At 42.6% G+C, this 15,107-nt stretch carries 12 protein-coding genes; 7 read left to right on the plus strand and 5 right to left on the minus strand.

The window, feature by feature from the left end:
- The coding region (locus HMO_RS0107260) for an autotransporter family protein (protein WP_010300710.1) at positions 1-1,834 on the plus strand (1,834 nt) is incomplete at its 5' end.
- A gap of 109 nt (positions 1,835-1,943) precedes the next feature.
- Here HMO_RS0107260 and HMO_RS0107265 read toward each other — a convergent pair.
- Entirely contained in the window at positions 1,944-2,540 is a 597-nt protein-coding gene (locus HMO_RS0107265; RefSeq protein ID WP_010300713.1) for a YcbK family protein, read from the minus strand.
- A gap of 175 nt (positions 2,541-2,715) precedes the next feature.
- On the opposite strand from HMO_RS0107265, the gene HMO_RS0107270 reads away from it, so the two are divergent.
- Positions 2,716-3,915, plus strand: coding sequence for a lipase family protein (locus HMO_RS0107270; RefSeq protein WP_010300714.1), 1,200 nt, complete (start codon positions 2,716-2,718; stop codon positions 3,913-3,915).
- 46 nt (positions 3,916-3,961) lie between these two features.
- Here the strand turns inward: HMO_RS0107270 and HMO_RS0107275 are convergent, their stop codons facing one another.
- From HMO_RS0107275 to hflK, 4 genes are all read right to left on the minus strand, one after another.
- Positions 3,962-6,217: a mechanosensitive ion channel domain-containing protein gene (locus tag HMO_RS0107275; RefSeq protein WP_010300717.1), complete on the minus strand. Its 2,256-nt coding sequence runs from the start codon at positions 6,215-6,217 to the stop codon at positions 3,962-3,964.
- A 113-nt stretch (positions 6,218-6,330) separates the two neighbouring features.
- Positions 6,331-7,995, minus strand: a complete 1,665-nt coding sequence (locus tag HMO_RS14200; protein ID WP_010300719.1) for a Do family serine endopeptidase — start codon at positions 7,993-7,995, stop codon at positions 6,331-6,333.
- 15 nt (positions 7,996-8,010) lie between these two features.
- The gene (hflC, locus tag HMO_RS14205) at positions 8,011-8,895 is read right to left on the minus strand and encodes a protease modulator HflC (RefSeq protein WP_010300725.1); all 885 of its coding nucleotides are present in this window, start codon (positions 8,893-8,895) and stop codon (positions 8,011-8,013) included.
- The gene (hflK, locus tag HMO_RS14210; RefSeq protein WP_175282101.1) at positions 8,895-10,118 is read right to left on the minus strand and encodes an FtsH protease activity modulator HflK; all 1,224 of its coding nucleotides are present in this window, start codon (positions 10,116-10,118) and stop codon (positions 8,895-8,897) included. The genes hflC and hflK overlap by 1 nt, the downstream gene beginning before the upstream one ends.
- On the opposite strand from hflK, the gene HMO_RS14215 reads away from it, so the two are divergent.
- From HMO_RS14215 to HMO_RS0107315, 5 genes are all read left to right on the plus strand, one after another.
- The gene (locus tag HMO_RS14215) at positions 10,079-11,137 is read left to right on the plus strand and encodes an Mrp/NBP35 family ATP-binding protein (RefSeq protein ID WP_010300730.1); all 1,059 of its coding nucleotides are present in this window, start codon (positions 10,079-10,081) and stop codon (positions 11,135-11,137) included. The two genes, hflK and HMO_RS14215, sit on opposite strands and share 40 nt — an antisense overlap.
- 90 nt (positions 11,138-11,227) lie before the next feature.
- Positions 11,228-11,794 (plus strand): DUF2975 domain-containing protein, encoded by a 567-nt coding sequence (locus HMO_RS0107300; protein ID WP_010300732.1) that lies wholly within the window; start codon positions 11,228-11,230, stop codon positions 11,792-11,794.
- Positions 11,795-11,803: 9 nt separating this feature from the next.
- The gene (locus HMO_RS14220) at positions 11,804-12,076 is read left to right on the plus strand and encodes a helix-turn-helix domain-containing protein (RefSeq protein ID WP_010300735.1); all 273 of its coding nucleotides are present in this window, start codon (positions 11,804-11,806) and stop codon (positions 12,074-12,076) included.
- A gap of 196 nt (positions 12,077-12,272) precedes the next feature.
- The gene (locus HMO_RS0107310; protein ID WP_010300737.1) at positions 12,273-13,697 is read left to right on the plus strand and encodes a hypothetical protein; all 1,425 of its coding nucleotides are present in this window, start codon (positions 12,273-12,275) and stop codon (positions 13,695-13,697) included.
- Between the two features lie 110 nt (positions 13,698-13,807).
- A complete protein-coding gene (locus tag HMO_RS0107315; RefSeq protein ID WP_010300741.1) occupies positions 13,808-15,094 on the plus strand; it encodes an O-antigen ligase family protein in 1,287 nt (428 codons plus the stop codon).
- Positions 15,095-15,107: the final 13 nt, after the last annotated feature.

Below are 15,107 nucleotides of genomic sequence, written 5' to 3' on the forward strand. Positions count from 1 at the left end.
CACTTTTAGTGGCGCTGGAAAGTTCACCAAGAATGGGGGCGGCAAAGTGCGGATCACCAACCCTGCTCATCCCACATTCTCTGGACAGATGGAAATTAACGACGGTGAAGTCAACCTTAATGGTAATATGACCAATGCGCCTGTTGTTGTTAACAGTGGTGCAAAATTTACTGGAAATAGCACTGTTGCCCACCTGACCAACTCAGGAACCGTTAAACCTGGTAACTCGATTGGGGTGATCAATATTGCTGGCAATTTCAGTAATGCTGGCGGCGTTTATAACTGTGAAATTGATGCCACGCCAGCTTCTGATATCATCAATGTTGGGGGCACTGCGACCTTGGGCGGGACTTTAAATGTGTTGCCGCAGCCCGGTAATTATAGTACCCCCAAGACGTATACCATTTTGACGGCTGTTAATCCGATTGTGACCACCTTTGATAGCGTGACCTCGCCTTCTATTCTGCTGCAATATACACTTAACTATTTGCCGAATATGGTCCAGTTGACAGCTTCACAAGGCACCTCATTGAGTCGAATAATTACCGAAGGTAATCCAGGGATTGTCGCTCAGTATATTGATACCCTGTCCCCCACTTCGGGCTCAACCTTGGATAACTTTTTAAATGTTCTCCCCAGTCTTTCTATTGATGACATTTATAAGGCTTTAAACCAGCTCCATCCGGCGGCCAATGCTTTAATTAGTTCAGTGGTTGCCGCCAATGAGCTGAATCAAACTGACGGAATGTTCTCTTCCTTGCTGATTGAGCGGAGTCTTCGCAAAGTAAGAAAATACACCACGGTCGATGAAAAGCAGTCAGCGCAATTTGGTTTTGCAGTAGCGCAAGCCAACGCGCCGGTTGTCAACGAAGGGCTGGACAGCCTGTTCTTTACCAAGCCTCCTGCTTCTGTTGCTTCCTTATCCCCCTTACCTCAGCCCCAAGCGGCACCTCAGAACGTGCGAACTTCTTTTGGCAACGTAAATATCTGGTTCCAGCAAGCTGTCAGCAATATCAATCACCGATCCGTGAGTGACAGCAGTCCAACCATCGGGGTTCCGGGTGTTAAGGCCAACCTTAATAGCACGTCACTGGGGGCCGATACACAGATTACAGATCAGCTGCTTTTCGGGACCACGGTCGGCTATAGCAAGATCTCTTATAAGTTAAGGCAGAAGTATGGCAACGGTCATATTAGCAGTTATCGTTTCGCCTTATATGGAATGTGGACGCCTAAGAAAGAGTGGTATGTCAATGCGTCAGGATTTTATGGCCGCCATCATTTTAAAGGCAAGCGGAACTTAGTGCTCTCTTCCGGCACTTACCGTAATCGCCAGCGCCATCTCGGACATCATTATAGTGGGATTGTCGAGGTGGGCCGCGATATTGCTTTGCCTAACCAAACAACATTGACACCGTATGGAAGTGTGGGGGCGTTGGCGCTTAAAGAAGACGGTTATAAAGAAACTGAAGATGGTTTTAATCCGAGCCTGAAAGTTAAAGGACGGACCAGTGGCTTTATCCAAGCGAAAGCAGGGCTGCAGCTCTCAAGCTTATATAAGGTTAATGACATCCAGTTGTATGTCTATGCAAAGCTTGGCTATATTTACAAGAATCCGCTCAGAGAGCCTCAAAGAGTGACCGCTTCCTTTGTTGGCTATGATGGTAACTTTACGGTTTTCGCCAATACGAAGCAGCAGAACATGTTTAACCCAGGCCTAGGGGTAACGGCCCTACTCACTGACCAGCTCTCTGTTACTACCAGCTATACAGGGGAAATTTCTCCTGTGCAGCGCTTACACCAAGCTCTTATACGTCTGGATTATAAATTCTAAGAGTAAAGAAGGTTTAAGGATGTCTTAGGATCTGCTTCTCCGGTGGCAAAAGAAGTCTAAGAACTCCTCTGCATTACTCTTAAGATAGATTAGAAAATATGATCAGGATCTACGCCGGTCCCCAATAGCGGACAGGGCCTGTATCAACATGGACAAACTGAGGGTATCGCCCCACACCGCCGGCACTAAATGATTTAGCAATCTTCTGGATCTGTTTCATGCTCCGTCCGGGAATCATAATGTCAGCAGCTTTCCCAGTGAGATGGAGACTGTTTTTGGCGACACCACAGCTTTTCTGACGCAGCGTGGCATTGGATTTAGGGGAACGATAGCCGGAAATTAAATGAATCATTTCTGAAGATTCAGTGCGTTGCCAAATGTCATGAATTAAGTGCATCAGCTGCGGATCCATTTTAAATTCTTGGTTGGTGCGATGATCTCGAAATAGGCGATTGATGTCTTTTAAAGCGTCAGGGTTGAATTTGCCATTCGCCCAGAATATACATTTTTTTAAGCTTTCGCCGGTATGCGTGTTATAGACCGTAAGCGACTTCTCAGACAAAGCTGCGGTAGACCAGACGGGTAAACTTAACAGTGGCTGGGCGAGAGTCAAAAGGCCAAGCTTACTTAAATTTTGGATTAATTGGCGCCGATTTAATGGGGATTCCATCATGTTTGCTTCTGCATGCTCAATAAAACTTGTCACCAATCATTCCTAGGTTCTTCTCAACTGTATTGTTATTTATAAAGAAATGGTTAAGGATGTCAATATGCCAGCCTAATTTAATTTGCCAAATATAAACTTAATTAACTTTGACAGGTAATATTTATAAGTTTTAAACTTATATTAAGGTAATTTTATCATAAATTGGTAAAAAAAGATGTCACCTTTTGCTGCATTAATATGGTGCTTTACAGGGGCCTATGGACAAGAAGCAGAGATAAATTCCTCAAATCAAGCTCTGCCTTTAAAGCAGATGGAGGACTCCATCCCCGAGCATCCCCAGCAAATTGATCAGGATGATTTATTGGCCGCCAAGTTAATGCTGAGTGTTTTCCATTTTTACTATCAATGGAATCAAGGCGATAAGACACTCGATCTTACTAAATCGGTTACTTATGATTATATTGTATTAAGGCATACCCTTTCTTTTTACTTTGCGCCAGTAGACCTATTTGCTGGCTGGCAATTTTGGCCTATTGAGGGGCATCTAGGGTTTTATGCGGCCCTTAAATTTTTCGGGCGTCCGCACAAAGAGTTATTTGGTGTTGTGGGCTATCACCCTGCCAGTCATACAGTTGCCATCATCTTTCGGGGAAGTCTTAGTATTTCAGATTATTTTTTTAGCAACTTTAATATGGGGGTTAAATTTCCTCTGAACCAGAGAGTAGGAAATTCGGTACGCGATTGGGGAATATTTGAAGGATGGCACAATTTAAGTTTCGAAGGGCCTGTGCATGCGGGTTACTATAATCGAATATTAACTTGTCAAGACTCTCTATATTCAACGCTAGGAGCTATTGTGAACCAGAGGGATCCAGAAAGATCTGCTCCAAGATTGCTTATTACAGGGCACAGTATGGGCGGCGCTTCAGCGGCGCTTTTAGCAGGCGCTGTGGCCTCTGAAGAGCGGGATGTTCCAGACGCCCCCCTGATTACAGAAAACAAGCTGCGTCAGCTCAAATCTTGCTTTTCTGAAATCAAATTAGTATCTTTTGGGGCGCCAAGGGTCAGCGATGAAACTTATGGGCAGTGGTTGCAGCAGCTAGGCATTGCTATTCGCAGTTATGAGATGGAAGGAGACTTAATTACGACGCTGCCACCTTATCAATTACATGAAAAGTTGACTTTGTCTGCCTATGCTCCCCTGGTATCACCTATCAAGCTTGATTCTTTTGGAATTTCCCATCCTTTAGCTGTCCACGATCCCCGTCTGTACTGGCAGGCTCTGGCAAAAAGATTAAACATTAATCCACAACTATACCCGCTTTTTAAGCTTTCTATCAACTCAGCTGTCGCTTATTGTTGGTCGGGCCTTGAGGCAGTGGAGGCAGCTTTAAAAGTAGACACTGCACCTTAGCCGTGCTGAGCAAGACCGAACTCGGTTATCCTTTTCTCCAAGATAATCACATATTAATATTTAAAATCTTATCTGAAGCCGGTGGATAGAGATCAGAGGCGTCTATTTGCTTTTGAAGATAAGTATTAAATGCTTTAGCAAAGTTATTACTTGGATCCGGCTTAATTTTAACGGAGGCCGTGATACTGATCCCGGTATTAGTGATCTTGTCAACGCCGCCTATATGCATTGGCTCTAAAATCATTTTGCCAAAGGCGGGATCATTGTTGATATCTGTAAAGGTCCGCTCTAACACTGCATAGGCTTGCTGTAGGTCAGTTTTATGAGCAATTGATAAACTGACTGAAAAGCTAGCGTAATCCCGAGACTTGTTGATGATATTCGACACTTCAGAAAAAGGGATGGTCTGCAAGGCCCCATTACCATGACGTAACACAAGACTGCGCAATGATAAAGATTCAACGGTTCCGGTATTGGCTCCAATTGTGACCACTTCACCAACAGCGATGTTTCCCTCCATTAAAGTCAGAATACCATTAATGATGTCTTTGACAAGGCTTTGAGCACCCAATGAAATGGCGATACCGATGACTCCTAAACTGTAGAGCATCGGCCTGACATCTTGACCCAGCTCAATAAGGATTAAGATGATGGCCATAAAACCAAGGGCCCAATGGGCGACACTCTTAAGGATCGGGGTGACTGTTTTAACAAATTGAGACGATTCGACCAACTTCTTGCCGACCAGACGACCTTTTAAATGCGAACGAGCTATATGATCCGCCCATCCCCAAAGCGTTCGAGTAATAATCAAAATAATCAGTACCGAGATTATCTTTGATATAATCGGTTGCACTTCAGGGGAAGCGGCCATTTCTAACGGGCTGGCTCCCCATACTTCGCTTACTCCGAGAATGAGCAGTAAATGCCACACTGACTGCACAATATTCATCGTGGAGCCTTCTAAGTAATTGAGCCCCATGACGGTAGAGGGTCCCTTTTCTGATTTCAGCTTGTCTTTTGTTTTAGAAATATACTGTGTTAACCAATTGCGGCCTAGAATAAAGATAGTTGAGATAGCGCCAGTAAAAACTAATGCTTTGGCAATGAAAAAGGCTACCAGATTCAGTTTTAGAGTCCAAAAGATTAAGGCGGCAATACATAAAGAGCTAACTATTATATGCGCTTTACGGAAAATAAATTCGACAATCTTGGCAATAAATAAAGCAATGCCACTGAGATTTTCTTCGTCGGCATGAAATGCCATTTGAATAGCAGCTTTATTCTTAATCATGGCGACGACCAAGAGACTGGTAACCCCAAATCCAATAATTTTAAACCATATGGTAACTGCAAGATCGCCCATACCCAACAGTGAGCCGGCTTGGGCAAAAATAACACCGATGATGATCGTCTGGATGCCAGCAACAATAAATTGCAAACTCATGTTTTGAGCGGGTACGGGTGAGTTCTTATCGTTGCTAGAAGGGGTGCTGAATAAGACTTTGAGCAATAACCACATGGAGCGGATCATAATGACGAGATTCATCACTATAAAACCGTGATAAGTTATGGAATTCCATTCAGGCTGCGAAAGATAAATAATAAGGTAACCAACCAGCCCATAGAGGATAATCGGCGTAATATTCGTGATAATGTGACTGTGAATACGGTTAAGTTCTGGCGTTATAGCTGCAGGCTTTTCAATAATTTGAAGATGAACTTTTTGAGGTGTCCGTTGATCAGTTCTGTTGCCGCGTAACCACTGCATGGACTTGCGGACTAAAAACTCAACAATGCCTGCTCCTATCAAGGCCGTTAATAATGTCATTAATAAAGTATACGTATTATGGCGATAGCCTTCATCAACCTTAAGCTGAGAGAGTTGCTCCTTTAACACCTTTGGAATATGCTGTAGCAACTTTAAACTATTAATCAGGGCTTCAGAAGTTATCTCTATGGTTTCAGTAATCTTTGAAGATATGCTTTCAATAATTCCTTGCTCTTCCAGCGCTTGCTGGTTAAGCAAGGCCAAGGCGGAAAGGGCCTTTATTACCTTTTTGCGGTCTTCTTTATCTTCAAGGATTTTGACAGCTTCTTGTAGGTCCTCGATTTTAACTTTTATTGATGTCTTTTTTTCTTCATTTTTATCGTTTTTACCCACCAGTGTGGATAGCGTTTCAAAAATTTCATCTTTTTGCAGGGATAATTCAGTTACTTTAACATCATTATCAGTATCATGGGCATAAACAGGGGGAACACATAATAACAGAAGGCTAAGAACGAGATGAATTAACTGCATGTCTATCTCCCATTGTTTGCGATATATGACTAATTTAGTATCTGTCTACGCATCAGAATACAAGGTGAAAATAAAAAGGGGGGATACCCCCCCTTATAATAGCTAATTCAAGCTTAACTTTTAAGATCATCCTCAATGCGGGTAGTAATGTACACCATATCTCCACCACGGCTAATTAAGAAGGTGATATGCTTGCGTTTTAGACGCTTGGCTTCTTCCACCGCTTTTACCAGCTCTTCAGGGGATTTGATATCAGATTGGTTAACTTCTGTAATCACATCACCCGGCCTTAAAGCAGAAGCTGCAGGACTATCACCATTGACGCCGACTACAACAGCACCGGTCATATCCTCTTTAATCTTATATTGCTGTGAAAGTGAGCCTGTGATCTTAGAAACTTTTAGGCCTAACACTTCGGTAATATCGATATTAGAGGAGGTATCTTTCTTATCTTTAGATTCAATTACAACGCCATCACTGGAAGTTTCAAACTCACCCAACGCTACCTCAACGATGACTTCTTTGCCTTTACGCCATAATTTGACTTTAACTTTTTTACCGACCTCAGTTTCGCCCACCACGCGTGATAGGCGTGTTTTCTCATTTATTTCTTTGCCATCGAATTCTAGGATAATGTCACCCGCTTCAATACCTGCAACAGCGGCCGGACCTTTAGGCGTTACAGCCCCGACAATGGCACCGCGGGCCTTACCAAAACCTAAACTTTCAGCCATCTCATCCGTTACGCTCTGGATGCGGACACCGAGCCAACCACGCCGCGTACGACCAAACTCAATAAGTTGGTCAACAGTCTCTTTGACAAGATTGGAAGGAATAGCAAAGCCAATGCCTACATTGCCGCCACTAGGGGAAAAGATAGCGGTGTTGACGCCAATAATCTTTCCTTCTAAATCAAACAGAGGACCACCAGAGTTGCCCATGTTAATGGAGGCATCGTGTTGCATAAAATCATCAACATATTCACTTAATCGGCTTTTTGCATTGCCTCTGACGCCGATATTCCGGGATCGATTCGAGATTATCCCCGAAGTTACCGTGCTGCCTAACCCAAAAGGATTGCCAATAGCCACACACCAGTCACCGACATTAACTCTATTGGAATCTCCCCATTCTACGGGCTTAAGATTGCGCTTCTCAGGAGCCAGGGTGCCTAATTTAACCTTAAGCATAGCTAGATCAGTGCGCTCGTCGACGGCTTGAACAACCGCTTCAAGTTCACTGCCTTCATGGAGTACAATTGTAATCTTTTTAGCCTCAGAAACTACGTGGAAATTAGTTACCACATAGGCATAGGGGTCATCACCTTTTGAGTGAACTTTAACAATAAAACCTGAACCTAGGGACTGAACACGCTTTGGCTTATCCATTTGTTCAAAGAAATCTCTAAACAGATCCTCAAAAGGGGATCCGGGGGGAAGTTGGGGAAGATTTCTTTCTCGTCCTTCAATAATTTGGGTGGTTGAAACGTTCACAACTGACGGAATCGTTTTTTCAGCAACACCCGAAAATCCTTTGGTAACGTCATAACGAGCATTACAAGGGGGTTCTTGCTTGTGGTCAGTGGCTTTGACCTCTTCTTTGACTTTTAACGTTTCAGAGGCAGATTTTTCATTAGATTTTTTATTAGATGACGTGGATGAGCTTATTCCTGTTTCTGATTTCTGCTCGACTTTTGCGGATAAAGCATAAGTCCACGAAGTCAAAACCATAGATGAAGCAAGAAAAGATGTTATTAACAATAATCTTATTTTAGACATATTTTCCCTATTCCTTTAATGTGAGTTACGTAATGCGCGCTCAGGATGGCTAAAGTATTTAAATAGATCACTATCAGAAGACAGGATTAGCGTCGTATCTTCCCCGATAATGGTATCATATACTTCCATTGACTTATAAAAGCCATAAAATTCTGGATCCTTACCCATGGCTTCAGTAATAGTAGCAATGGCTTTAGCATCCCCTTCACCACGAAGTATTTGCGCGTCTCTGCTTGCTTCGGCTAGTAAAGTTGTGCGTTCCTTTTCTGCGGTTGACCGGATTTCTTGAGCCTTTTCATCACCATTAGCCCGGTTTTGTTTCGCATAACGCTGGAGATCTGCATTCATTCTATTAAAAACCGCTGGCCTATTTTCAGGCGGCAATTCGGTTCTTACAATTCTCAGATCAATGATATCCAGGCCTAAACCTTTGGTTAAAGCTTTAACCTCTGAATTGATTTGATGCATAATCTTTGACCTGTTCTCGGACAATAATTCCCGAAGGTCCGCTTTGCCGAGTACGTTTCTTACGGTGGATCCGACCAAAGCTTCCAATCGCCGTGCTGTTCCAAATTCATTGGCAGGTTTGACCGATTTAAAGAATTGAACAGGATCACTAATCCGGTAGCGAGTATAGGTATCGACGCGCACCCGCTTTTGATCTCCTAAGGTAATATCAGTTGCAGGCAAGTCAAAATCTAAAACACGTTTTTCATATACATTGACTTCCTGAATGAAAGGGATCTTGAATTTTAATCCAGGGTCCTGGATAACACGGCGTAATTCTCCAAACTGCAAAACAATCGCTTGTTGTGTCTGGCCGACAATAAATACTGAACTGCTTAAACCTACTAAGCTCAGAAATAAGACAGCAAAAAATCCAATGGCGCGATTTGGCATTATTTATTTCCCTCCGGCTTTTTGGATTTAGCAATTTCATTGACAGGAAGATACGGCAGCACCCCTTGGGCAGCTTTCGGATCAAAAATATAGGTTTTTGCTTTACCTAAATTACGCTGCATATTTTCTAAGAAGAAACGTTTTATGGCTACCACTTTATTTTTATCATAAGAGACTAAAACTTGCTTAAAACGTGAAGCTTCACCATCGGCTTCGGCAATTTTGGCGTTCCGATAGGCTTCGGCATCTTGCAGAATCTGAGTCGCTTGGCCGCGGGCGCGCGGGAGAATATCATTACGATAGCCTTGAGCTTCTGCTTGGGCTCGTTCCGCATCGGTCATGGAAGCTTGCAGATCGCTAAAAGAAGCAATGACTTCATTCGGGGGAGCGACCCGTTGCAGCTGAACGTTAATAATGTTAACCCCAAGTTTGTACTGGTCCATGAGCTTTTGGACCAACTCTTTTGTTTGAGCACCAATTTCTTCACGTTTTTTCGTTAATGCATCCCTGGCATTTAGCTGGCCAATAATCTCACGCAGCACACTTTCTGTCGCAATTTTAATAGTATTATCAGGGGTGCGGGCGGTGAAAAGATATTCAGGAAGATCTTTAATATTCCAAAAAACCGTGAAATTGGTATGGACCACATTTTCATCACCTGTCAGGATTAAGGATTCTTCTGAATCGCTACTGCTGCGGCCATGAATGGAGCCATCAATTGTATTTTGAGCACTAACACTTTTAACAATATGTTGCTCAATGGGGGTAGGAAGATGAAAGTTAAGGCCTGGCTGTCCCATCCGGACCATTTGGCCAAATCTTAATACCACCGCTTCATCGCCTTCTTGCACGAAATAAAAGCCAGTAGATAACCATAAACCTGCGAGTATAAGCGCGGCTCCTACAATAAATTTTTTGGGACTGCCGTTGGGCGGGGTAAAGCCGCCACCATTGCCGCCAAAAGAATCTTTTAAACGTTGGCGAATTTGATCAATTGTTTCATCAATATCAATTGCCCCCTCACGGGATCTATCTTTTCTATCAGAAGATGACTGTTGACCTTGGGGGGGTTCCCAAGGATTACGGGGACGTTCACTAAATAACCAGGCCATGATTTTATCTTGAATATAATCCTCTGTATTGACTATATAACAATCATAGCTCCATAACAATGGCACCGGCGATGACGTTAAAGACAGATGACTGGCGTGACTTTTTGACAACACTTGTTCACCCCGCAACCGGACAAAAAATTGTAGATCATATCACCTCTATCAAATTAGAGAAGGATACGTTACACGTTATTTTTGAAGCGGCTCCGGATCAGCTGCAGAAGGTAGAGCTCTTACGCTCTTACGCTGAGGAACAATTGCGTCAGCGATTTCCAGATCAAAGAATTTTATGTGCCCTCGTGGCCCCTAAAACAGTTAACAAGATAGTTAAGGTACCGCCTCAGGTTCAGCATATTATTGCGATCGCCTCAGGTAAGGGAGGGGTGGGCAAGTCCACAACGACTGTTAACCTTGCCCTTGCTTTAAAACAGCTGGGCTACAAAGTCGGAATTTTGGATGCTGATATTTATGGACCATCACTGCCAACCTTAATAGGATTAAAAGATAAGCCAGAAGTTTCATCTGATAAGAAGCTGCTTCCTCTTCAGGCTTTTGGCATTGCTTGTATGTCCATCGGCTTTCTAATTCCCTCCGATACGCCTATGATTTGGCGCGGTCCCATGGTCCAAGGCGCGCTTATGCAACTTTTAAAAGATGTCAACTGGGGGAGTCTAGATTTTCTTTTCATTGATATGCCTCCCGGAACGGGAGATGTGCAACTCTCCTTAGCCCAGCAAGCGAGTTTATCAGGGACAGTCATCGTCTCCACCCCCCAAGATATTGCTTTAATCGATGCTCGAAAAGCGATCGCCATGTTTCAAAAGGTCGCTGTGCCAGTGCTAGGGATTATTGAAAATATGAGCGTATTCAATTGTCCAAACTGCGGGCATGAAAGCCATATTTTTAGCCATGGTGGAGCGAGAACGACTGCAGCCACGCTAAATGTGCCTTTCTTAGGAGAAGTGCCTTTGGAATTGAGCATTCGGCACGGAGCAGATGCCGGCTTACCTGACGCTGTTACTGTTCCGGAAGGACGGGTCTCTGGTATATATCAAGCAATCGCCCTTAATATGCTTGAGACGCTGGCTGTTGATCACCTGAATCTACCCAATATTAGCGCTGTAGATTAATTTTTTATTGTTTATCGATAAAAAATTGTTGTTAAGTATTCTTCTGGGGTATATGTTTACCTAAACACAACTTAACAGGAGAACCTTATTGTGGACCGTATAGGAAAATTAAGCCGCCATATTTTACTGATAACCAGGATGGCCTTTTACGGTATCCCGAGTGTCTTGCTAGGCATTTGGTGTCTTATGGATACCAACCTTATCAGAGAGCTAATAGGGCAAGGGGTATTATTTGATCCTGTTTCAACGCCGGAAGGGATGGTTAATCTGGCAAATGTAAAATGGACACTTACTGCCAAACTGACAGCAATTGCCGGGGAGATCATCGGTTTTATGCCGCTCTATTTAAGTTTATTTCTTCTTAAAAAGATCTTTTTAAACTACTCTAAAGGTCAGATCTTTCTTAAGGAGAACGCCACTTTCTACAAACGCTTAGGATTGCTATGCATTGTCGATGCTATGCTAGCAAAGCCATTGAATAGTATGCTGATGATCTTAGCTGTGACACTTTCCAATGCGCCTGGTCATCGCTATCTTTCTATAAGCTTTGGCACCCTTAATCTCGGAAAGCTGTATGGGGGACTAATTATCATGGTTATCTCTTGGGTAATGTATCAAGCCTGCCAAATTGAAGAAGACCAACGACATACCATTTAAGGGCAAATAATGGCTATTATTATTAACTTAGACGTCATGCTGGCGAAAAGAAAAAAGAAGCTACAAGACTTAGCAGCGGTAGTCGGCATTACAGTTCAGAATCTATCAATTTTAAAGACAGGACGTGCTAAGGCTATCCGTTTCTCAACCTTAGAGAGCATTTGTCACTATTTGCAGTGCCAACCTGGCGATCTCTTAGAGTGGCAGCCCGAGGAGGACGGGGCTAAAAGTGATGAGGAGCTGCAAGGATCAGCCGATAATAATATAAATATGGGAGCTTAAAATAGGTGGAACGACAATAGGCAGTGCCGTGCAGGCTCGCTAACAGTTATTAAATGTTTTCAACAAAACAGCAATAAATTTTCCTTCAAATCAAATAAAAATATTTGCAAAAATTAATGTTGACGCAGAAGATTGCAGCTATTATTCCTCAAGAATGATCATCATAAAACAAATAAAACATAGGATTAAAATAAGAATGAAATTAGTGAAGAAATTATTGCTAACTTTATCAATATCCTGCTTTATGCCCACTTATTTATTAAGTATGGAAGCAGCAAGCGCTGGCACCCAGACTGAAGCAGCAGGCAGCCTTATTCAGCAGCAAGATAGGGACCTTGCTCAAGCTTTATTTACGGATGCGGTCATCAATAAACCTGAGTTTAAAAAACTATATAATAAGTATCAGCTTCACCTTTCTGAATTGTCGGGGTTAAAGTCCTATGAGCAAAAGCATTCCCATAATCCAGACTTGCACAAAAGAATTCAGAAGAAAACGGAGGCATTGATTGGATTATTAAGAGGACTGAAAGCGATTTATGCTGATTATGAGAAAGAGTGTTCTAGCAGATCCATTGCCCCTTCCCAGCTACCGGAAGACTATAAATTTCTGATAATGTCTGATCAGTTCTTTAATACGAAGTTAGATCTGACGATTGAGCCGGTTTTACCTACTCTGGCGCCGCATGAGTTTTCCTTAGATGTGGCTTACCGGAATATCACAAATTCTTATTTAGCACTGCCTGTACATCCCATCGAATTATTGCATGCCAATAATATTCTACTGGCAAAATATTTTGGTTATACTCGGGAGGGATTCTTTGAGGAAAATACTTCGGAAAAAATAGATCCTTTATTGCTTGCCTTCCTGCAAAAAAATAAACATATTCTACCCTTGCTCGGTGATCCAGACATAATGCAGGCATTTTTAGGTTTATTTAGGCCGTTTAGTATAGAGCTTCGAGAAATGCCTCATTTTGATCCATGGATGTTGGGTCCGCTCTGCATGTATACCAATCAGAAACTGCTAAGAGGAGTAGGGAGTTTTAAAAGAGATGAATTTACTTTTAATTTCATTGAACTATTGAATAGTATAATCTCTTTACCCACATCAAGCTATATGCCAGCACCTACTGAACAGTCTCAAAAACTAGTCGATAGAATTCTGACTCAACTAAATCAACTCTTCCTTATAAATGGTAAGCAGTTGTATAGAGTTGAGCACGATGTCAAAGCGATGGGGGAGCACTTTTCAAGCTGGCTCAATATAGCCCATCGGCTTTACCAAACTGAGCTTGCCCACTGGGAAATAAGAGGGTCTCAAATTGAAAACCTAATGAAAGACTATGACAAAGTAATGTCCATGCTGGCGATAAAGGATGGAAAACTCTATTCAGGCGTTGCATTAACCAATTCCACCATCTCCTTAATAGAGACCCGTAAGCCAGATAAAGCTGAATCTGCTAATGATCTAAGAGAGATGATTGATGACCATATGCAAGACAATCACCAGGAGATTGAGGACTATAGCAAAGTTAGAGGGATTCTTCCGACCCTACGTAAAACTTTAGCTTGGTTCAAAGAACTCGGTCACTTCTTACGAAAAGACGGGCAATTTAGCTAATCATTAAAGCAAATCAATATTAGTAAAATGGGGGAGCATTATTCGCTCTTCCGTTTTTCGTGAGCTCCGTTAAAATATGTTTGTCAATTAAAGCACGGGGATGAAGTTTTGTGCGTTACCTAAGCTCTTTCTTTTCATTAGAAGTCTTCTTTACGCTGTGGCTTTTTTCCTACCAATATAAAAAGGCTGCCAATCTCTTTCTCAATTATGATATTACGCTTTTATTAACAGCCCTACTTATTCCGTGGGGGCTGATTTTGTATTTTAAAGGTAAAGGAATAAGGAAGGGACGATTTCTAGATTATCCTGTTGCGGCTTTCTTGGTCATGAGTGGCTGGTTCTTGACGACAACTCTATGGTCTCTTTCCTATGAGTATAAGATGCAAAAGGCTTTATGTTACGCAGTTTACACCCTTCCAGGCTTTTTGATTGGCTGTTTGGTTATCTGTACGGAACAAAGACGCGTACGGCGGCTATTGATGACATTCTTTATATTTTCATTTCTGCTGTTATTGGAATGTTTAAGAACATTCTGGGGCAAAGGTTTAAGCCGTATTACTGATGTCCTAGGAAGTAATTATTTAGTAACCGGCCAAACCTTGGTCACTGGCTTATCCGTCCTTATGGCTTGGTCTTTTACGAGATTTACCATTAAGGATGATCGGCAACCGCTGAGAGCCCCTTTAAAATCTTTACAATTTAGTCAGCTCCCCGGGCTCTTAGGTCTCTTTCTAAGCGGGCTGTATGTTTATGTGCTCCTTAATTTGGGAGGAAGAGGGCCGCTCATTGCTTTCGGCTTAGCTTTAAGCTGTTTTTATCTAATTCACTGGTGGCGTTATTCTGGCATTAAACCAGCCACACACTTAGGCCTCTTTCTGGCGTTCAGTATGCTTGCTTGGTTTTCCTTAAATAAGGTTTTCGACCATACAAGTTCGCATTTTATTCATCGCTTATCGCCCCTATTAATAGGCCAGGTTGATGAATCTGTTGCGGAAAGAGTAAGTTATTATCAGTCTGCCCTTGCCGCGATCTCGCAGCATCCTATCACAGGAGTCGGGCTGGGTGGATGGCCTATGGTTCAAGGAAGCGGCGATATTGCTCTCCATCCCCATAATATTTTCTTGGAGATTCTGGCGGAAACGGGGATCATAGGATCCATTTTATTTGTTGCGTTTTCTCTATTAAGCGTTCACAACGTCCTTAGAGCTTTTAGCTTCTCATCTAGCGCCCATATTGCAATTATCCTAATCACCTTAACCAGCTTTTGTAATGCACTTAAAAGTGGCGATCTGCATGATAATATTGTCTTGTTTGTTAGTTTATCTTTGTGTGCCGGCTTAAAAAAACAGGAAACCAATGATCTCAGCTGGAGCGAAACTCAAGTTGATAACCATTAAACTCTAAAAGGGT

It is taken from the genome of Candidatus Odyssella thessalonicensis L13, assembly GCF_000190415.1.
Lineage (GTDB): Bacteria > Pseudomonadota > Alphaproteobacteria > Paracaedibacterales > Paracaedibacteraceae > Paracaedibacter > Paracaedibacter thessalonicensis.